This window comes from Cupriavidus sp. GW823-FHT06D04 (genome assembly GCF_058795055.1).
In genome coordinates, this window is the sequence record NZ_JBXAHL010000025.1 from 1 (window position 1) to 19,054 (window position 19,054).

At 66.5% G+C, this 19,054-nt stretch carries 16 protein-coding genes; 10 read left to right on the plus strand and 6 right to left on the minus strand.

Annotation, left to right across the window (positions count from 1 at the left end; genetic code table 11):
• Positions 1 to 125 precede the first annotated feature (125 nt).
• The 3 genes from AC1Q7H_RS25675 to AC1Q7H_RS25685 all read left to right on the plus strand — a co-directional run bounded on the left by AC1Q7H_RS25675 (position 126) and on the right by AC1Q7H_RS25685 (position 2,841).
• Positions 126 to 1,037 carry a glutamate/aspartate ABC transporter substrate-binding protein gene (locus tag AC1Q7H_RS25675; protein WP_492379711.1) on the plus strand — a complete coding sequence of 304 codons (912 nt, stop codon included), beginning with the start codon at positions 126 to 128 and terminating at the stop codon, positions 1,035 to 1,037.
• 200 nt (positions 1,038 to 1,237) lie between these two features.
• Positions 1,238 to 2,059: a transporter substrate-binding domain-containing protein gene (locus AC1Q7H_RS25680; protein WP_013955826.1), complete on the plus strand. Its 822-nt coding sequence runs from the start codon at positions 1,238 to 1,240 to the stop codon at positions 2,057 to 2,059.
• A gap of 122 nt (positions 2,060 to 2,181) precedes the next feature.
• A complete protein-coding gene (locus AC1Q7H_RS25685; protein ID WP_013955827.1) occupies positions 2,182 to 2,841 on the plus strand; it encodes an amino acid ABC transporter permease in 660 nt (219 codons plus the stop codon).
• Between the two features lie 60 nt (positions 2,842 to 2,901).
• On the opposite strand, the gene cphA (AC1Q7H_RS25690) is transcribed toward AC1Q7H_RS25685, so the two are convergent.
• A complete protein-coding gene (cphA, locus tag AC1Q7H_RS25690; RefSeq protein ID WP_013955828.1) occupies positions 2,902 to 5,472 on the minus strand; it encodes a cyanophycin synthetase in 2,571 nt (856 codons plus the stop codon).
• A gap of 46 nt (positions 5,473 to 5,518) precedes the next feature.
• Complete coding sequence (cphA, locus tag AC1Q7H_RS25695) at positions 5,519 to 8,152, minus strand: cyanophycin synthetase (RefSeq protein WP_153955015.1); 2,634 nt, start codon at positions 8,150 to 8,152, stop codon at positions 5,519 to 5,521.
• A 239-nt stretch (positions 8,153 to 8,391) separates the two neighbouring features.
• Here cphA (AC1Q7H_RS25695) and AC1Q7H_RS25700 point away from each other — a divergent pair, with 239 nt between their 5' ends.
• Together AC1Q7H_RS25700 and AC1Q7H_RS25705 are read left to right on the plus strand one after the other, a co-directional pair.
• Positions 8,392 to 10,689, plus strand: coding sequence for a cyanophycin metabolism-associated ABC transporter (locus AC1Q7H_RS25700; RefSeq protein ID WP_013955830.1), 2,298 nt, complete (start codon positions 8,392 to 8,394; stop codon positions 10,687 to 10,689).
• Positions 10,679 to 11,173 carry a cyanophycin metabolism-associated DUF1854 family protein gene (locus AC1Q7H_RS25705; RefSeq protein WP_013955831.1) on the plus strand — a complete coding sequence of 165 codons (495 nt, stop codon included), beginning with the start codon at positions 10,679 to 10,681 and terminating at the stop codon, positions 11,171 to 11,173. Before AC1Q7H_RS25700 ends, AC1Q7H_RS25705 begins: the two co-directional genes overlap by 11 nt.
• Positions 11,174 to 11,236: 63 nt before the next feature.
• Here the strand turns inward: AC1Q7H_RS25705 and AC1Q7H_RS25710 are convergent, their stop codons facing one another.
• From AC1Q7H_RS25710 to AC1Q7H_RS25720, 3 genes are all read right to left on the minus strand, one after another.
• Complete coding sequence (locus AC1Q7H_RS25710) at positions 11,237 to 11,638, minus strand: hypothetical protein (protein WP_013955832.1); 402 nt, start codon at positions 11,636 to 11,638, stop codon at positions 11,237 to 11,239.
• Positions 11,639 to 11,702: 64 nt separating this feature from the next.
• A complete protein-coding gene (locus tag AC1Q7H_RS25715) occupies positions 11,703 to 11,903 on the minus strand; it encodes a fimbrial protein (RefSeq protein WP_492379712.1) in 201 nt (66 codons plus the stop codon).
• A 91-nt stretch (positions 11,904 to 11,994) separates the two neighbouring features.
• Positions 11,995 to 12,576, minus strand: a complete 582-nt coding sequence (locus AC1Q7H_RS25720; protein WP_492379713.1) for a hypothetical protein — start codon at positions 12,574 to 12,576, stop codon at positions 11,995 to 11,997.
• A 417-nt stretch (positions 12,577 to 12,993) separates the two neighbouring features.
• Between AC1Q7H_RS25720 and AC1Q7H_RS25725 the strand changes: the two genes are divergently transcribed.
• The 5 genes from AC1Q7H_RS25725 to AC1Q7H_RS25745 all read left to right on the plus strand — a co-directional run bounded on the left by AC1Q7H_RS25725 (position 12,994) and on the right by AC1Q7H_RS25745 (position 18,563).
• Positions 12,994 to 14,073, plus strand: coding sequence for a sensor histidine kinase (locus tag AC1Q7H_RS25725; protein ID WP_492379714.1), 1,080 nt, complete (start codon positions 12,994 to 12,996; stop codon positions 14,071 to 14,073).
• On the plus strand, positions 14,070 to 14,720 hold the full coding sequence (locus AC1Q7H_RS25730) for a response regulator (RefSeq protein WP_013955835.1): 651 nt from the start codon (positions 14,070 to 14,072) through the stop codon (positions 14,718 to 14,720). Before AC1Q7H_RS25725 ends, AC1Q7H_RS25730 begins: the two co-directional genes overlap by 4 nt.
• 146 nt (positions 14,721 to 14,866) lie before the next feature.
• Positions 14,867 to 16,135, plus strand: a complete 1,269-nt coding sequence (locus AC1Q7H_RS25735; protein WP_492379715.1) for an amidohydrolase family protein — start codon at positions 14,867 to 14,869, stop codon at positions 16,133 to 16,135.
• Positions 16,136 to 16,172: 37 nt separating this feature from the next.
• The gene (locus AC1Q7H_RS25740; protein WP_114132327.1) at positions 16,173 to 16,709 is read left to right on the plus strand and encodes a DUF1097 domain-containing protein; all 537 of its coding nucleotides are present in this window, start codon (positions 16,173 to 16,175) and stop codon (positions 16,707 to 16,709) included.
• Between the two features lie 132 nt (positions 16,710 to 16,841).
• On the plus strand, positions 16,842 to 18,563 hold the full coding sequence (locus AC1Q7H_RS25745; protein WP_013955838.1) for a gamma-glutamyltransferase family protein: 1,722 nt from the start codon (positions 16,842 to 16,844) through the stop codon (positions 18,561 to 18,563).
• A 198-nt stretch (positions 18,564 to 18,761) separates the two neighbouring features.
• Here AC1Q7H_RS25745 and AC1Q7H_RS25750 read toward each other — a convergent pair whose 3' ends face one another.
• Positions 18,762 to 18,983 (minus strand): hypothetical protein, encoded by a 222-nt coding sequence (locus AC1Q7H_RS25750; RefSeq protein WP_013955839.1) that lies wholly within the window; start codon positions 18,981 to 18,983, stop codon positions 18,762 to 18,764.
• Positions 18,984 to 19,054 lie beyond the last annotated feature (71 nt).

Consider the following 19,054-nt stretch of genomic DNA (forward strand, 5'->3'; position numbering starts at 1 on the left):
GAGCGACTTCACCCGGTAGCGGTAGACACGAATCATGCCGCTCATTCTAACGTGGGAATGCCGCCTCTCGGCGGCGCCCCTTTCACTCCCCGCCTTGAATGGCGAGGCTTCTCGGAGCAAATCTGATGAAATCACTGCACACCCACCGATCCGCCACCCGCCACGCGCTTGCGGCCGCCACGCTGCTGCTGACCGCCGGCGCCGCCCAGGCCGCCGATGGCGACACGCTGAAGAAGATCAAGGACAGCGGCGTGATCTCGCTTGGCTATCGCGAATCGTCGATCCCGTTCTCATACACCGACGGCAAGGAGGTCATGGGCTATTCGCACGAGATCCTGCTGCAGATCGTCGACAAGGTGAAGAGCGAACTGAAGATGCCCGGCCTGCAGGTGCGACTGACCCCGATCACCTCGCAGAACCGCATCCCGCTGGTGCAGAACGGCACGATCGACATCGAATGCGGCAGCACCACCAACAACCTGGAGCGCCAGAAGCAGGTGGCGTTCTCCAACAGCCTGTTCGTATACGGCATCAAGATGCTGACCAAAAAGGATTCGGGCGTGAAGGAGTTCGCCGACCTGAAGGAGCGCAACGTGGTCACCACCGCCGGCACCACCGGCGAGCGCCTGCTGGTCAAGATGAACGGCGAGAAGGCCATGAACATGAACCTGATCAGCACCAAGGACCACGGCCAGTCCTTCCTGATCCTGGAGACCGGCCGCGCCGCTGCCTTCGTCATGGACGAGCCGCTGCTGTATGGCGAGCGCACCAAGGCCAAGAGCGCGGGCGACTGGGTGGTGGTCGGCGCGCCGCTGCAGACCGAGAACTACGCCTGCATGTTCCGCAAGGACGATCCCTCGTTCAAGAAGCTGGCCGACGGCGTGATCGCAGACCTGCAGACCAGCGGCCGTGCCGAGAAGCTGTACAACAAGTGGTTCATGTCGCCGATCCCGCCGCGCGGCATCAACATGAACTACCCGCTGTCGGCCGACATGAAAGCGCTGTTCGCGGCGCCGAACGACAAGGCCTACCAGTAAGAGCAGGGCGCCACCGCCGGGATGGCATCAGGCCCGGCGGTTATTTAGCCATAATGAATCGATATTTAGCACTCGATAGTGTTTGCGGTAGTGTTGAGCCCGATATAGGCTCATAGCAGCACAACTGGCCGGCGGCCCTCACAAGCGGCCTCCGGCGCTGTCTGACCCCACACTGCTTATCCGCATCCACTGGAGAACATATGCGATCGATTCGTACTGGTTGGCTCAAATCCCTGCTGGCTGCCTCGCTGCTTGCCGGCGCCGGGCTGGCGTCCACCGCGGCGCAGGCCGCCGACCTGCTCGATACCGTCAAGCAGGCCGGCGTGCTCAAGATCGGCCTGGAGGGCACGTATCCGCCGTTCGGCTTCCGCGGCGCGAAGAACGAGCTGGAAGGGTTTGACGTGGACGTGGCGCGTGCGGTGGCGGGCAAGCTGGGCGTGAAGCCGGAGTTCGTCACCACCGAGTGGAGCGGCATCATTGCCGGCCTGCAGGCTGGCAAGTTCGACGTGATCGTCAACCAGGTCAACGTCACGCCTCAGCGCCAGCAAGTGCTGGACTTCTCCACGCCCTACGTTTACTCGGATGCGCAGCTGATCCAGCGCAAGGACGACAACCGCCAGTTCAAGTCGCTGGAAGACCTGAAGGGGCACAAGCTCGGCGTCAGCCTGGGCAGCAATTTCAACGACCTGGCCAAGTCGGTGCCGGGCATCGACGTCAAGACCTATCCCGGCGCGCCTGAGTACCTGCGCGACCTGGCGGCACAGCGCGTCGACGCCGCGCTGAACGACCGGCTGATGGTCGCCTACCTGGTCAAGACCGCCAACCTGCCGCTGCGGCAGGGCGCAATCGTGGCGGGTGCCACCACGCAGGTGGCCATCCCGTTCCGCAAGGACAACCCCAAGTTCGCGCAGGCCATCAACCACGCGCTAGATGACCTGGCCAAGGACGGCACGCTTGGCAAGCTCTCGGTGAAGTGGTTCGGCACCGACGTGACCAGGCCCGCCGGTAAGCCAATCAAGTAAAACAGTCAGGAAAGCCAGTCAGGTAAGCCGGCCAGCAAGCCGGGCGGTATCATGTCGCGGCGCCGCGGCCTGCATGGCTGCCGCGCCGCTTTCTTTTTCATTCTTCTGCCGCCGCCACGCCCATGTCCGCTCTCCAGCTTGTCACCGATTCTCTGCCCGTACTGCTGCAGGGCACGCTGCTGACCATCAAGTTCGCGTTATGGTCGATGGTGTTCGGGCTGATGCTGGGCACGGTGGTGGCGCTGATGGGCATCAGCCATAGCCGCGTGCTCAAGGCGGTGGCGCGCACCTACGTCAGCATCATGCGCGGCACGCCGCTGCTGGTGCAGATCTTTGTCGTCTACTACGGGCTGCCGGGCATCGGCATCGCGCTGGAGCCCACGCCCGCGGGCGTGCTGACGCTGAGCCTGAATGTCGGCGCCTACCTGTCCGAGAGCATGCGCGGGGCCATCCTGGGCGTGTCGCGCGGCCAATGGCTGGCAGCCTACAGCCTGGGCCTGACGCCGGTGCAGGCACTGCGCTACGTGGTCGGCCCGCAGGCGCTGCGGCTGGCGGTGCCGAGCCTGTCCAACAGCCTGATCAGCCTGATCAAGGACACCTCGCTGGTATCGGTCATCACCGTGACCGAGCTGCTGCGCACGGCGCAGGAGGTGATCGCGGCCACCTACCAGCCGTTGCCGCTGTACCTGGCAGTGGCGGCCATCTACTGGGTGCTGAGCACGGGGCTGTCGGGCGTGCAGCATATGCTGGAGCGGCGCTTGTCGCTGCCCGGGCGACACTGATCGGTGCTACAAAGTAAAAGGCCAGCTCCGCGGAGCTGGCCTTTTTTATCGCCGGGCCGGTCAGCCCTGCGCGATGCGGCTGGCGATATGCCCCAGCGCCTCTTCCACCTGGTCTACCAGGACCAGGCACAGGTCGCCCGGCTGCAGGTGCGACAGCGCGGTATCGATGGCGAGGAACTCGCCACGGATCTCCTCGACCTGGCCGGCGCGTTGCGCGCCCTGCAGGCCTTCGCGCAGCAGCGCCAGCACCTCGCCGTCGGCGCGGCCGCGCTGGCACTGGTCCTGGTACAGGATGACTTCATCGAACACGCCGCCCAGGATCTGGGTCTGGCGGCGGATGTCGTCGTCGCGGCGGTCGCCCGCGCCGCTGATCACCACCACGCGCCGTTTGGCGGGGATGGTCTCGACAGCGCTGCACAGTGCCAGGATGGCATCCGGGTTGTGGCCGTAGTCGGCGATCAGCGTGGCGCCGCGGTAGTCGAACACGTTGAAGCGTCCCGGGGCGGTCTGCGCGTCGTTGACGAAGGTGGCCAGGCCGCGGCGGATAGTCGACCAGTCGATGCCCAGCGCCCACGCGGCGGCGATCGACGACATCGCGTTATCGACCTGGAAGCCGATGGTGCCGTTGCGCGTCAGCGGGATCTCGGCCAGTGCGATGCGCACTTCGGTATCGCCTTCGGATACGACGATGTCGGCGCCGTCCACGAACACCACGCGCTTGCCCTGCGCACGGTGCGTGGCCATGGCCGGCTGGTTGGGGTCGTGCGCGAAGAAGGTGACACTGCCGGGGCAGGCGTCGGCCATGCGCACCACCATCGGGTCGGCCGCGTTCAGGACCGCCATGCCGTGCGGCGCGACGTTCTGCACGATCACGCTCTTGAGCACCGCCAGGTCTTCCACCGAGTTGATGAAGGACAGGCCCAGGTGGTCGCCTTCGCCCACGTTGGTCACCACCGCCACGTCGCAGCGGTCGAATGCCAGGCCTTCACGCAGCAGGCCGCCGCGCGCGGTTTCAAACACGGCGGCGTCCACGTCCGGGTGCAGCAGCACGTTGCGCGCGCTGCGCGGGCCGCTGCAGTCGCCGGTGTCGATGCGCTCGCCCTGGACATACACGCCGTCGGTGCCGGTCATGCCCATGCGCAGGCCGCTGGTGGCCATGATGTGGGTGATCAGCCGGACCGTGGTGGTCTTGCCGTTGGTGCCGGACACGGCCACCACCGGAATGCGGCCATCGTCGCCATCGGAGAACATGGTCGAGACAATGGCTTCGCCGACCGCGCGGCCCTTGCCGTACGACGGCTGCAGGTGCATGCGCAGGCCCGGCGCGGCGTTGACCTCGACGATGCCGCCGGCCTGTTCCTCGAACGGCTTGAGCATGGTCTCGCACACGGCGTCGACGCCGGCGATGTCCAGGCCTACCATCTGCGCCGCCGCCACGGCGCGCGCGGCGATGTCCGGGTGGACGTCGTCGGTCACGTCGGTGGCGCTGCCGCCGGTGGACAGGTTGGCGTTGTTGCGCAACACCACGCGCGTGCCCTTGGCCGGCACGGAATCGGCGGTCAGGTTCTGCTTGGCCAGCGTGGCCAGCGCGATATCGTCAAAGCGGATCTTGGTCAGCGAGGTCGCATGGCCTTCGCCGCGGCGCGGGTCGCGGTTCACTTCCTCGACCAGCTGGCGCACGGTATGCACGCCGTCGCCGATGACCTGCGGCGGATCGCGGCGCGCGGCCGCCACCAGTTGCTTGCCGACCACCAGCAGGCGGAAGTCATGGCCCGGGATATAGCGCTCGACGATCACGTCCGAGCTGATGTCCGAGGCGACCTCATAGGCCGTCATCACTTCCTCGCGGGTGCGGATGCGCACCGCCACGCCCTTGCCCTGGTTGCCGTCGCGCGGCTTGACCACCACCGGGGCGTCGATTTCCTGCGCGGCGGCCCAGGCCTCTTCGGCGCTGCGCACCGAGCGGCCCAGCGGCACCGGCACGCCGGCGGCGTGCAGCAGGGTCTTGGTCAGGTCCTTGTCCTGCGCGATCGATTCGGCCACGGCGCTGGTGCGGTCGGTCTCGGCGGCCTGGATGCGGCGCTGCTTGCTGCCCCAGCCAAACTGCACCATCGAGCCCTGCGTCAGTCGCCGGTAGGGAATGCCGCGCGCCACCGCGGCGTAGACGATGGAGCCGGTGCTCGGCCCCAGGCGCACGTCCTCGTCCAGCTCGCGCAGGCGGTGCAGCGCGTCGGCGAGGTCGAATGGGGTGTCGTTGCGCGCGGCGCGGCACAGGGCCTCGGCCAGCTCGAATGCAAGCCGGCCGACTTCTTCCTCGCTGTATTGCACGATCACCTGGTAGGTGCCGGGCTCGACCGTCTGCGCGGTGCGGCTGAAGGTGACCGGGCAGCCGGCGGCGGCCTGCAGGCGCAGCGCCGTCACTTCCAGCACGTGGGCCAGCGACAGCTCGCCCGATTCCTCGTCCGGGCGCAGCGGCCCGATCTCAGGGAAACGGGCGCGCAGCCGGTCTTCAAAGCCGGGCAGCGCCGACAGCATGTTGGTGGCATCCTGGCAGGCCACGATCGCCTCGATGGCGGTGTGGCGGCACCACAGGTTCGGGCCCCGCAGGGCCCGGATACGTGAGACTTCCATAGAACGGTTTCCGTGTCTTCTATGCGCGGTTGAGCTTGGGGCCGCGTCAGCCGCGGCGCGCAGGCTGGCCCATCCAGTGGTGCACCAGGTCGACGGTGGCGCCGGTGGCGGCCTCGTCGCACTGCAGTACCAGCAGGTCGCCCGGCACCAACTGGCTCAGGGCGGTTTCAATGGCGCTGGCACGCGTGCCTTCGTCGATGATCTTGGTTACGCGCCGGCCTTCGTACATGCCCTGCTTGAGCAGCGCGCGCGCCTCGGCATCGGGCAGGGCGCGCTTGACGCTGCGGTCCTCGCACAGGAAGACGCGGTCGAAATGCTGGCCCAGTGCCTTGCCCTGGCGCACCAGGTCTTCGTCGCGGCGCTGCACGCCGGCGCCGTAGACCACCATGCGGCGCTCGGCCGGAAAGCGGTCCAGCGCGGTCGCCAGTGCTTCCAGCGCGGGCGCGTTGTGGGCGTCGTCGATCACCACGGTGGCGCCGTTGCGCTCGAACAGCGTGAAGCGGCCCGGCACGTCGACCTGGCCGACATCGAAGGTCACCACGCCGGCGCGGATCAGGTCGTTGGAAATGCCCAGCGCCCAGCCCGCGGCCACGGCCGCGAGCACGTTCTCGACTTGGAACGCGACGCGTCCGGCGTAGGTCAGCGGCACCGCGGCCACGTCCACCAGCGCGGTTTCACTGCTGCCGATGGCCAGCACGATCTTGCCTTCGCGCAGGTACACCGCGCGCTTGCCGGCGGCGCGGTGCGACACGATCGCGGGCAGCTCCGGCGTCAGGCCGAAGAAGATCACGTCGCCGTCGCACAGCCCGGCCATCTCCACCAGGCGTTCGTCGCGCGCGTTGAGCACGGCCGCGCCTGTCTCCAGCACCACGTCGACCTGCGTGCGCAGCACGTTGTACATGCGGTCCTCGTCCTCGACGTAGTAGTCGCCGAGGTGGTCGGGCTGGTCGAAATTGGTGACCACGCCGACCTGGCAGCGGTCGTAGACCAGGCCTTCGGAGAGGATGCTGCCGCTGTCGTTCTCGAACACGGCGGCCTCGACCGCGCGGTTCATCAGGATGCGATGGCCAGATTCCCAGTTGGCGCGGTCGCCGCTTTCCACCTGGCGGCGGTCCAGGAACAGCCCGTCGCTGCAGGCCAGGCCGGTATGCTTGCCCGACAGTTGCAGCAGGCGCGCCACCAGGCGCGCCACCACGGTCTTGCCATTGGTGCCGGTCACGCCCACCACCGGGATGCGGCCCTGGTCGTCATCGGACTCAGGGAACAGGTGGTTGACGATGGCGCGGCCCACCGGGCGCGGCGTGCCTTCGGCCGGCTTGATATGCATCAGCAGGCCGGGGCCGGCGTTGACTTCGACGATGGCGCCGCGTTGCTCGGCCAGCGGGCGCGAGATGTCCTCGGCCACCAGGTCCACGCCGGCGATGTCCAGCCCGACCACGCGCGCGGCCAGCGCCGCATGCGCGGCGACGCTCGGGTGCACGCGGTCGGTGACGTCGAAGGCGACGTTGCCGTTGCGCTGGATCAGCACCGAGCGGCCTTCGGGCGGGACCGTGCTGGCGTCCATGCCCTGGCGCTTCAGTTCCAGGCGCGCGGCCGAGTCCAGCCGCACACGGTTCAGCGGATGGTCCTCGGTGGTGCCGCGGCGCGGATCGGAATTGATCTGCAGCTCGATCAGCTCGTCGATGGTGGACTTGCCGTCGCCGACCACGCTCGCGGTCTCGCCCATGGCGGCGGCCACCAGGCGGCCGCCCACCACCAGCAGGCGGTGCTCGTTGCCGGGGATGAAGCGCTCGACGATGACGCCGTTGCCTTCGTCGATGGCCACGCCGTAAGCGGTCTCGACTTCCTCGCGGGTCATCAGGTTGGTGAACACGCCGCGGCCGTGGTTGCCGTCATAGGGCTTGACCACCACCGGCACGCCGATGTCCTCGGCGGCGTCCCAGGCGTCGGCCGGGGAATCGACCATGCGGCCCTCAGGGACCGGCACGCCGCAGGATTCCAGCAAGCTCTTGGTCAGGTCCTTGTCGCGCGAAATGCTTTCGCCGATGGCGCTGGTGCGGTCGGTCTCGGCGGTCCAGATGCGGCGCTGGCGCGCGCCGTAGCCGAGCTGCACCAGGTTGCCGTCCGACAGGCGGATCGCCGGGATCTCGCGGTCGTCTGCGGCATCGACGATGCAGGCGGTGCTGGGGCCCAGGCAATGCTCGTCCACCAGGCGGCGCAGGTTGTCCACGGCGGCGGGGACGTCGAAGGGACGGTCCTCGATCGCGGCCATGACCAGGTCGCGGGCGGTGAACAGTGCGACGCGGGTGACTTCCTCGTGCCAGGCGCGCACGATCACCTTGTAGACGCCGCGCACCGGGGTCTCGCGCGCCTTGCCGAAGCCGCCGGGCATGCCTGCCAGGTTCTGCAACTCAAGCGTCACGTGTTCCAGGATATGGCCGGGCCAGGTGCCTTCCTTCAGGCGCTGCAGAAAGCCGCCGCGCTCGCCGATGCTGCAGCGATGCTCGATCAGCGACGGCAGCCAGGCCGACAGGCGCTCGTAGAACCCCGGAATCGTGTTGGAGGGAAAGTCCTCCAGTTCCCCGATATCGACCCATGCCTCCAGTACGGGCCGATATGTCCACATATTCGGGCCGCGCAGCGACATGACATCGAAAATCTCAATGTCCTTCTTTTTCATTGAATTAGCTTGAGGCAGTGGGCGGAACCGCCCGAGAAATGGAAGCCTAACCTTTCAGTAACGTTACAGCACAGAGCGGGTTGACTTTCTTCGTGTAAAAGTGATTGTGCAGTGCATCAGGAGTACCCGCGCGTTCGTCGTTATGTATACTGCGGGCGAATTCGCGGGCCGCCAGAGCGTGCCCGGCCTAAATTTGTTTCAAGTTATGTCCGTACCCCTGGACGCACGCCGCGCCATCCATGACCCAGTCCTCCCTGCCTGTCCCTACCGCCCCTGCTGCCGACGAGCCCTGGCGGGCTGAATCCGGATCGTGGCTCCGACCCGGCGAGACCGTCCTGGCCGGACTGGCTCTGGACCTCGACGCGAAGCTGCATTTTACCCAAGGGTGGCTGGTTGTGACCGACCAGCGCATCGTTGCCCGGGCTCCCGGTGAAAAAAATGTGCGGGAATGGAACATCGCGCCCACCCTGCGCCTGTCGCACACCGACCACGCGGGCGTGGGCGCGCTGGAACTGAGCGGTCCGGAGGGCCGGCTGGCCAGCTGGCGATATACGCTTGGTTACAATCCGGCCGCGCTGCGGCTGGCTGACCAGTTCGAAGCCCAGCGCGACGCCGCCGGCGCGCGCCCGGCCGGCGAGGCGGGCGAGGTGCTGTGCCCGACCTGCAAGGCGCCGCTGCCCCCTGACGAGGAGCAGTGCCCTCAATGCAGTCGGGAGCTGGAAACCCCGCCCTCGACCTGGGCGCTGCTGCGCCTGTGGCGCTTTGCCCGGCCCTACCAATGGCAACTGCTGGCGGGCTTCCTGCTGACGCTGCTGTCCACCGCGGCCACGCTGGTGCCGCCGTACCTGACCATGCCGCTGATGGACAAGGTGCTGATCCCGTTCCAGAACGGCGTGCCGATCGACTACGGCCTCGTGCGCCTGTACCTGGCGGGATTGCTGGGCGCGGCGCTGGTGGCCTGGTCGCTTGGGTGGGCGCGCACCTACCTGCTGGCGCGCGTATCGGAGCGCATTGGTGCCGATCTGCGTACAACAACCTACGAACACCTGCTAAAGCTGTCGCTGGAATATTTCGGCGGCAAGCGCACCGGCGACCTGATGGCGCGCATTGGTTCGGAAAGTGACCGCATCTGCGTTTTCCTGTCGCTGCACCTGCTGGACTTTGCCACCGACGTGCTGATGATCGTCATGACGGCGGTGATCCTGGTGTCGATCAACCCGTGGCTGGCATTGGTCACACTGGTGCCGCTGCCGTTCATCGCCTGGATGATCCACCTGGTGCGCGACCGCCTGCGCCACGGCTTCGAGAAGATCGACCGGATCTGGTCCGAGATCACCAATGTGCTGGCCGATACCATCCCCGGCATCCGCGTGGTCAAGGCCTTTGCCCAGGAAAAGCGTGAGGTGTCGCGCTTCCGCGAGGCCAACAAGCACAACCTGGCGATCAACGACCGCGTCAACGCGGTATGGTCGCTGTTCACGCCTACGGTCACGCTGCTGACCGAGATCGGCCTGCTGATCGTGTGGGTGTTCGGCATCTGGCAGGTGTCGCACAGCGCCATCACGGTGGGCGTGCTGGTGGCGTTCCTGACCTATATCAGCCGCTTCTACACCCGGCTGGATTCGATGAGCCGGATCGTCTCGGTGACGCAGAAGGCCGCCGCCGGCGCCAAGCGCATCTTCGACATCCTCGACCATGTGTCGAGCGTGCCGGAGCCGGTGCGCCCGGCGAAGCTGGACAAGGTCGAGGGCGCCATCGACATGAGCGACCTGGGCTTCCGCTACGGCAACCGCGCGGTGATCCGCGGACTGAACCTGTCGATCGAGCCGGGCGAGATGATTGGCCTGGTGGGACACAGTGGCTCGGGCAAGAGCACGCTGGTCAACCTGATCTGCCGTTTCTACGATGTTTCCGAGGGCGCGATCCGCGTCGACGGCGTCGATATCCGCTCGCTGCCGGTGTCGGAGTACCGCCGCCATATCGGCCTGGTGCTGCAGGAGCCGTTCCTGTTCTTCGGCACGATTGCCGACAACATTGCCTACGGCAAGCCCGACGCCACGCGCGAAGAGATCATCGCCGCCGCGCGCGCCGCGCATGCGCACGAGTTCATCCTGCGCCTGCCGCATGGCTATGACTCCCTGGTCGGTGAACGTGGCCAGGCGCTGTCGGGCGGCGAGCGCCAGCGCATCTCGATCGCGCGCGCGCTGCTGATTAATCCGCGCATCCTGATCATGGACGAGGCCACCTCGTCGGTCGACACCGCCACCGAGAAGGAAATCCAGAAGGCGCTCGACAACCTGGTGCAGGGCCGCACCACCATCGCCATCGCGCACCGCCTGTCGACACTGCGCAAGGCCGACCGGCTGGTGGTGATGGACCGCGGCCAGATCGTCGAAGTCGGCAGCCATGACGAACTGCTGTTGCGCGAAGGCGCGTACTACAAGCTGTACCAGGCGCAGGCGCGCAATGTCGACACCGAGGACGGAGACGGCGAGGACGAAGCCGTTGAAACGCTGGAGGCCGCCAATGCCCAATGACATCCCCGCCACCACGCCGACGCCCATGTTTACGCTAGATCGCAATCCGTTCGGCCGCCTGGTCCTGATCGCCGAGGACGGCACCGTCCACGAAGGCGTGGTGCCGGTGCGCGCCTTCCCGATTTCCGCGCCGCAGGGCGGCATCGGCCTGATGAGCACCGACGGGCATGAGGTGGTGTGGATTCCGCGGCTGGAGGATGTGCCGCAGGCAGAGCGCGACATGATCGAAGCGGAACTCGCCTCGCGCGAGTTCATGCCGGAGATCGAGCGTATCGTCAGCGTGTCGACCTACGCCACGCCCAGCGTGTGGACGGTGCAGACCGATCGCGGCCAGACCGAGTTGGTGCTGCGCGGCGAAGAGGCGATCCGGCGCCTGGCCGGCAGCACGCTGCTGGTATCGGACACGCACGGCATCCACTACCTGATCCGCGACCTGATGGCGCTGGACAAGCACAGCCGAAAGATCCTCGACCGCTTCCTTTGAGGCGTCGCTGGCGACGCTGGAACCCTGGCCGGAGCTCTGCCGGCTGGGTTCTTGTTCCGCGTCCTAGTGCAGCATCTCGGACGCGTCGTCTTCGTCGTCCCAGTCATCGTGCATGACCGGCACGTCAGGCGCCATGTCGAACACCATCGAGTGGTAGCGCACGCTGAACCACTCGCGGAACATCTGCAGCGACAGTTCCTCGGGCCACATCGAGTCGTCGAACCACTCGCCCAGCATGAATTCAAAGAACTCCTGCCAGCGCTTCTCGACCCAGCGCATGGCATTGTCGTGCGTATCGGCCAGTTCTTCCGGCAGCAGGAACACGCTCTGGTCCTCGCGCACCTGCTCTAACGTGAGGCCGGCCACCGGCTGGGGATCGACCGCCTGGATCCAGTCCAGGAACGGCTGTTCCGGGACCAGGGCGACCATGGAACGGTTGATGGTGAAGCGGGGATGGTCAGACATGGCGAAAGCCTTCAAGGACTGCAACCGCCTATTGTAGTCCTTCGCCGTGCGGCTTCCCTGCGCGCTACTGATAATCCATGGTAAAGATCATCGCGCTTGATACCGTCCCCGGTGAGGGCGTGCCGCCCAGGCCGATGTAGCGCGCGCCGAAGCGATATGTGGCGGGGACGTTGGCCGTGATGTTGCTCATCGCTTTGCGCACCTGCAACGGAACGGGCGCGGTGCCGCTCGCATTGACGATCTGGACGCCGGCGCCGCTGGCCATGCCGCCCGTCCCTGCATTGCCCCTGGTTTGCGAGCGTCTTGGCGCTGATAGCAGGCAGGTTGACCAGTGTTGCAGGCAATTTCCCGCGGTGTCACGTTGCCGCTGAAGCCGATGTAGTTGTTGACGCCACCCAGTCCCCTGCCGTGCTGCCCTTGTAGACGCCGAAGCCGAACCGGGTCTGGGTGGGATCAAGATTGCCTGAGGTGATCGGCCCGGTCTTCACGAACTCCACCGGTACCGATGCCGAATAGTTCAGGTTGGAGTCGAGGTTGCCAAGGTTTGCACTGAGGGTATTGCAGTTCACGCCGGCTGCGTTGGTCATGGGCTGGCCCGCTGCATTGCGCAGCGGGATGCCGATACCGGCGACACCGGTGGAGTAGACGCCAGGCATGACTTCAGTGCCGCTGCGGTAGTAGCAGGAGATGATGGGAGCGCCGGCCACCACATACGGCGGCACGTAGGCACAGGTGCCGCTGAATGAGTAGTAATGCACCGTTCCGGGAATGGTGCTGCCAACGGCAAGGTTGGCGGCGACTGCCATGTTGCTGAGCGCCTGCAGATATGGCATCGCCGGCGTGGAAGTGCAGGCCGCTTGAGCGAAATGCGGGACAGCAAGAAGAGCAAGTACCACCAGCCAATGGCGCAGGGTGCTGATAAGTTGTTTTCCGTTCATGGCAGGGATCGCCGTGATGGCATGCGCAGCGTGCACAAACGGCCAGGTTGTGGGCCGGCCCTCCGGCTTTCCGGCATGCCGGCTGAAGTTACGCCTACTACGATCGGTTTGGCGCATTCCGGCAACCATAAGGCTTGCCTTAAACCTGGGTCAGAGATTTCATGCCACCGGAACGAAGGGCTGCCCAACTGCCCCTTGATCCCACACCATGCCGCAAGGCGCTGTGATCCGGACCTCCGTTCGCTTTCGTCGAGCCATTGAGGAAAACGACAAGCGCATTGCCGCCGGTGGCTGGCTATAGTCTGCGAGGGGCTGCAGGCAGGCCATGCCGTCTGATGCGGACAAGGCATGAATCGATTCTTGTCTGTCATGAATCGGGCACCTGCCGACAAGGCACAGGCCCGACAAGGAGAAGTCATGGATACGTATGTCGACCTGCAGCGGGCCATCCTGAACAACATACCCGACCAGGCCTGGCTGAAGGACGCCGGCTCCCGCTACGTGCTGGTCAATGACGCCTTCATGGCCGCATGCGGGCGGTCCGAGGCCGAGATCCTGGGCAGCACGCCGGACAAGGTATGGTCGGAGGAATGGGGACGGGTCTACCTGGGCACCGACAAGGCCGTGGTGGCCAGCGGCATCCGCCGGCGCTATGAGGAATGCCGTCACGGCCAGGACGGCAGCCTGCGCTGGTTCGATACCATCAAGATGCCGATTCGGGGCCAGGACGGCGCGGTCGTCGGCACGGTCGGCATCTCGCGCGACATTACCGACCGCAAGCGCTCCGAGCAGGAGTTGCTGGATTCGCGCGCGCAGTTGCGTGAGCTGTCCGCCTACCTGCAGTCCGTGCGCGAGGCGGAGCGCACCCGGATCTCGCGCGAGCTGCACGATGAGCTGGGCCAGTCCCTGACGGCATTGCGCCTGGGCCTCAGTTTTATCGAAGCGCAGCAGGGCCCCGATGCCGACGACGCGTGCCGCAAGCATTTGCAGATGCTCAAGCAGATCGCGGATTCGACGGTGGATGCGGTGCAGCGCATCGCGGCAGACCTGCGCCCGCCGCTGCTGGATGAGCTGGGGCTGACTGCTGCGATCGAGTGGCTGGCCGAGTCTTTTTCCGAGCGCGGCGGCATCGCCTGCGAGCTCGCGCTGCAGCCCGTCGGCGAGCTCAGCGCCGAACTCAGCGCCGAACTCAGCACCGCGGTCTTTCGCATCGCGCAGGAAGCGCTGACCAATGCCTGCCGCCATGGCCGCGCCGATCGCGTGCGGGTGGAACTGAGCGAGGCCGGCGGAACCTTGCGGCTGGTGGTTGCCGACAACGGCCGCGGCATCGATGCGTCCAGGGCCGGGCATCGCCGCAGCCTGGGTTTGCTGGGGATGCGCGAGCGTGCGCTGATGCTGGGCGGCAAGCTGACGGTAACCAGCGAGAAGGGCGGCGGCACCCGGGTCGAGGCGCAGATCCCCAATGCCGGCGCTGCCGGTAACGGAGGCGCAAGATGATCCGCCTGATGCTTGCCGACGACCACACCATCATCCGCGACGGGCTCAAGAAGATCTTCTCCACCGTGCCCGACATGCAGGTGGTGGCCGAAGCCGCCGACGGCTGCGAAGTGTTGGCGCTGCTGCGCGCGCAGGCGCCGGACGTGCTGCTGCTGGACATGTCTATGCCGGGGCGCAGCGGCATCCTGCTGATCCAGCAGATACGGGCCAGCCATCCGGCGCTGCCGATCCTGGTGCTAAGCATGTACCGCGAGTCGCAATATGCGGTGCAGGCCATCCGCGCAGGCGCGGCGGGCTACCTGACCAAGAATGTCGAGTCCGACCAGCTGCTCGGTGCCATCCGCAAGGTAGCGCGCGGCGGTACCGCGGTCTCGCCGGCGATTGCCGACAAGCTTGTCAGCCAGGCTCGGCAGCCGGATGCCATGTTGCCGCATGCACGCCTGACGGCGCGTGAACTGCAGGTGTTCCAGATGCTGGCCGAGGGGCAGGGCATCAACGAGATCGCCGCGGCGCTGTCGCTCAGCGCCAAGACCGTGAGCACCCACAAGGCCAATATCCTCGGCAAGATGGATATCGCTTCGACTGCCGGGCTGGTGCACTACGCCATCCGCCACGGCCTGCTCGCCGAAGCCGGGGACGCCGCCTAGCCTGCTGCGGATCTGCTGCGGTGCGTCTAGGAAAATCCTTAGGTCGAATTCAGCCAATCCTGATGCCGTGATGCCGCCCCGGCACCTACGCTTCAGGTAGCGAAGCCCTGACTTCGCCTGCATAACAAGACCTGAGGAGACAAGCCATGCAGCTGGATCTGCTGATCCGGGACGCCTGCGTTCGCGACGACGCGCCCCTGACCGATATCGCCATCCGCGACGGCCGCATCGCCGCCATCGAGCCCGGCATCGACGTGCCGGCGCATGAAGTGATCGAGGCCGGCGGCCGCGCGGTCATCCCGGGGCTGGTCGAAGCGCACCTGCACCTGGACAAGGCCCTGCTGCACCGCCGCCTGCCGGCGCGCTTCGGCACGCTGGACGAAGCCATCCGCGTCACCGGCATCCTGAAAAGCAAGCAGCAGCGCCAGGATGTGCTGGACCGCTCGCGCCAGGTGCTGGAGATGGCGGTCAGGAACGGCACGGTGGCGATCCGCGCGCATCCCGATGTCGACCTGATCCAGGGGCTGATCGGAGTGGAGACGCTGCTTGAGCTGAAATCGGAGTACCACGATCTGCTCGACCTGCAGATCGTGGCCTTCCCGCAAGAGGGCATCCTGAAATCGCAGGGCACCCGCGAGCTGATGACAGAGGCCATGGACATGGGCGCCGATGTGGTCGGCGGCTGCCCGTACAACGAGCTGAGCTGGGTCGACACCATGCGCCATATCGACATGGTCTTCGAACTGGCGCAACGCTATGACGCGCCGGTCGACATGCATGCCGATTTTGCCGACGACACCGGCGACCAGCGCTTTGCCGCAGTGTCATATATCGCGCAGAAGACCATCGAAGCCGGCTACCAGGGACGCGTGTCGCTGGGCCATGTCACGAGCCTGGGCGCGCTTGACGCGGCGCAGCTGCAGCCGCTGATCGAGCAGATCCGCGAGGCCGGCATCAGCATCGTCACGCTGCCCGCCACCGATCTCTATCTCGGCGGCCGCACGGACGTCCAGAACCAGCGCCGCGGGCTGGCGCCGGTGAAGGCCCTGCACAGCGGCGGGGTCAACGTGGCGTATTCCTCGAACAATATCCGCAATGCCTTCACGCCGTTCGGCAAGGCCGACATGCTGCAGATCGGCAACATGCTGGCGCACGTGGCCCAGTTCGGCGTGCCCGAGCACCAGCTCGCGGTGCTCGACATGGGCACGCACAACGCCGCGCGCGCGATCGGCCTGCACGACACCTATGGCCTCAAGGTAGGGCGCCAGGCGGACCTGGTCGTGCTCGATACCTTCCAGGTGGCCGATGCGCTGATCGACATCCCGCCGCGGCTGTGGGTGGTCAAGCGCGGCAGGATCACCGTCGTCACGCAGCATCGCTGCGAGATCCATCGGCACCGGTGCTGCCCGCACTGACAGCAATGCCCGTTCCCCGTCCATCAAGGAGTCGATCATGAGAAAGCTGCCTGCCGAAGTCGTGGCCTCACTGCTTGCCATCACCACCGTTCCCATCGCCGCGCATGCCTCGCACCTGCCGCCATGGGCCATCTTCATCAGCTGGGCCGCGACCTTTGCCATGGGCGGTCCCACGCCGGAGAACCTGAAGAAGATCTGGCCGACGCTGCCGGTGGGCTCGCTCTTTGCCTTTGTCATTGTGCTTTGCTTCCGCCAGGCGGCCGAGCAGTTCTCCGGGCCTGCGCTGATCGTGGCGGAGATGGTGATCCTGTTCACGCTCAACGCTTCGATGATGTACCTCGCACGCGTGTTCGTCACGCTGCGCTTCATCCCTGGCATGTTCTTTGGCTTTGCCTCGTATTTTGCAACGCTGTTCGGCGGCTTCGGCCCGGTGCCGGGCGATCCCGTTGCCGCGCTCGGCGCGGTGATCGCCATGAATGCGCTCGGACCGGCCTATGCCTGGATCAAGCATCACTACGCCGCGCCGGAATCCGTTGCCGAACGCCCATGGCAGGGCTGGAAGACGGAGGCCTGAGCCGACGCGTCCTGCCGGGTTTGCGTGCCAGGCGCAGCGTGACCCGGCGTCATCATCGAATCATTATCGCGGCTGCCGGCGCGCAGGGAAGGCCAGCGTCGGCCGGCCGCCGCGTATCCGGGGGAAGTGGGTATGGAATTTCTGGGTGAAGTGGATCCTTGCGGCACCGGCACGTCGCGCCGGGCATTCCTGGCCGGGTCGGCCGCGCTGGCGGGCAGCACGGTATTGCCTGCAGTCGGGCAGGAACTGGCACAGGAGCCGGCGCAATCCGGACGTGCGGGGCTGGCGCATTCGTCCGCGGGCATGGTCACGAGCCCGCATGGACTGGCCAGCCAGGCGGGGCTGGAGGTATTGAAGGCCGGGGGCAACGCCATCGAGGCGGCGATTGCCATCGGCGCGGTGCTGAGCGTGACCTATCCCCACTTTACCGGCCTGGGGGGCGACGCCTTCCTGGTGGTCAGCGACCGCGGCGGTAATGTGCGCACGTTCTCCGGCATCGGCCAGGCCGCGTCCGAGACCTCGGGCTATGCCGGCACCATTCCGCTGCGGGGCCCGGCAGCGGCGCTCACTGCCGCCGCTACCGTTGCGATCTGGGACCGAGCCTTTGCCTTCAGCCGGGACCAGTGGGGCGGCACGCAGTCGTGGTCGTCGTTGCTGGCGCGGGCCACCGAGTACGCCGCAAACGGATTCCCGGTCACGCCGTCGCAGTGCTTCTGGCAGGAGTTCCGCTCGGCGGACCTGTCAGGCTGGGATGGCTTCGAACAGGTCTTCATGCCAGACGGGCGCATGCCCAGGCCCGGAGAAATGTTCCGCCAGCCTGAGCTGGCCCGCACCCTGGACCGGGTGGCGACACAGGGCGGGCGCGAATTCTATGAGGGCGACCTCGCAGGTCGCCTTGCCGCCGGGCTGGCCAAGGCCGGCTCGCCGTTGCGCGAACATGACCTGGCGCGATGCCAGGCGCGCGAAGAAGTGCCGCTGCGTGTCGCCTACCGCGATGGCGAACTGCTCGGCCTGCGGCCGCCCACGCAAGGCGTGACCACGCTGGAGATCATGGGCATCCTCGACCGGTTCGATCTGTCCAGTATCCCGGAAGGCAGCGCGGACTATTACCACCTGCTGGTCGAGGCGGTGAAGCTGGCGTTCCTGGACCGCAACCGCTACGTCGCCGATCCCGATTTTGTCGACGTGCCGCTGGACCGGCTGCTGTCGAAGTCCAATCTCGATGCCCACGCGCGCCGCATCCGCATGGACCGCGCCATGGCGTGGCCGCATGTGTTCAGGCCCGGCGACACGGTCTACATCGGCGCCGCCGACCGCGCGGGCCGCTGCGTGAGCATGCTGCAGACCGTCTATTTCGACTGGGGCAGCGGCCTGGTCGTCGGCGACACGGGGGTGCTCTGGCACAACCGCGGCGCATCGTTCAGCCTCGATCCCGCCAGCCCCAACGTGCTGCGCGGCGGCAAGCGGCCATTCCATACCCTCAATCCCGGCATCTACCTGAAGCAGGGCCGGCCGCACCTGCTGTACGGCACGCAAGGCGCCGATGGCCAGCCGCAGACACTGGCCGCGGTGCTGACACGGATGATCGACTACGGCATGGATCCGCTGACAGCACTGCGCCGCCCGCGCTTCCTGCTGGGCAAGACCTTCTCGGACAGCCGCGACAGCCTCAAGCTGGAACAGGATGCCGGCCTGCCGGTGTTCAGCGAGCTTGCCGCGCGCGGCCATCAGCTGAGCCCGATTCCTGCGCAAAGCCAGCTGGCCGGCCATCCGGGCGCGATCCGGATCGATGCCGGCGGGCAGCTTAGCGGCGCGCACGACCCGCGCAGCGATGGCCGGGCGCTGGGGGTATAGCGCGCGGCGCTTTCCTGGTGACGCTGCGCTGTACCGGTGCGTCATCCAAGAAAAAGCCCTCGGCCAGGGAGGACGAGGGCCACAAGTGGTAGCGGGCGAGTCGCAGTACGCCCGCATGCCATGATGGTGCCGCTACGCGATCCGGGCATCCCCAATTCTGGGGATGTTGCTTTCCACTGCGCGCTGATAGCACCACCATCAATGGAGCAAAGGGGTGTGCAATTCCCTGAAATCGAACGCGTCCGATTTGTCATTGATGCCATGAATCGTCAGCACGGCATCGTGGGTCATCGCCAGCTGCAGGCCTGCGGCAATCGCGGCATCGCGGGACGGGTAGACCGGTCCCGGGTTATCGGGGTCGTATTCCAGGGCCCACTGCGCGTCTCGCGTGAGGATGATCTCGATGGACTTGATTGGCATCGCCAACTCCGTTTCTTGTGGACGATGTGTGGTCGCGCGGGCGTGGAGAAAGGGCCTGGCAACGGGGGAGC

Coding starts and splice junctions, on each gene's coding strand:
- AC1Q7H_RS25675 (WP_492379711.1), top strand. CDS start 126: ATGAAATCACTGCACACCCACCGATCCGCCACCCGCCACGCGCTTGCG.
- AC1Q7H_RS25680 (WP_013955826.1), top strand. CDS start 1,238: ATGCGATCGATTCGTACTGGTTGGCTCAAATCCCTGCTGGCTGCCTCG.
- AC1Q7H_RS25685 (WP_013955827.1), top strand. CDS start 2,182: ATGTCCGCTCTCCAGCTTGTCACCGATTCTCTGCCCGTACTGCTGCAG.
- cphA (WP_013955828.1), bottom strand. CDS start 5,472: ATGGAAGTCTCACGTATCCGGGCCCTGCGGGGCCCGAACCTGTGGTGC.
- cphA (WP_153955015.1), bottom strand. CDS start 8,152: ATGAAAAAGAAGGACATTGAGATTTTCGATGTCATGTCGCTGCGCGGC.
- AC1Q7H_RS25700 (WP_013955830.1), top strand. CDS start 8,392: ATGACCCAGTCCTCCCTGCCTGTCCCTACCGCCCCTGCTGCCGACGAG.
- AC1Q7H_RS25705 (WP_013955831.1), top strand. CDS start 10,679: ATGCCCAATGACATCCCCGCCACCACGCCGACGCCCATGTTTACGCTA.
- AC1Q7H_RS25710 (WP_013955832.1), bottom strand. CDS start 11,638: ATGTCTGACCATCCCCGCTTCACCATCAACCGTTCCATGGTCGCCCTG.
- AC1Q7H_RS25715 (WP_492379712.1), bottom strand. CDS start 11,903: ATGGCCAGCGGCGCCGGCGTCCAGATCGTCAATGCGAGCGGCACCGCG.
- AC1Q7H_RS25720 (WP_492379713.1), bottom strand. CDS start 12,576: ATGAACGGAAAACAACTTATCAGCACCCTGCGCCATTGGCTGGTGGTA.
- AC1Q7H_RS25725 (WP_492379714.1), top strand. CDS start 12,994: ATGGATACGTATGTCGACCTGCAGCGGGCCATCCTGAACAACATACCC.
- AC1Q7H_RS25730 (WP_013955835.1), top strand. CDS start 14,070: ATGATCCGCCTGATGCTTGCCGACGACCACACCATCATCCGCGACGGG.
- AC1Q7H_RS25735 (WP_492379715.1), top strand. CDS start 14,867: ATGCAGCTGGATCTGCTGATCCGGGACGCCTGCGTTCGCGACGACGCG.
- AC1Q7H_RS25740 (WP_114132327.1), top strand. CDS start 16,173: ATGAGAAAGCTGCCTGCCGAAGTCGTGGCCTCACTGCTTGCCATCACC.
- AC1Q7H_RS25745 (WP_013955838.1), top strand. CDS start 16,842: ATGGAATTTCTGGGTGAAGTGGATCCTTGCGGCACCGGCACGTCGCGC.
- AC1Q7H_RS25750 (WP_013955839.1), bottom strand. CDS start 18,983: ATGCCAATCAAGTCCATCGAGATCATCCTCACGCGAGACGCGCAGTGG.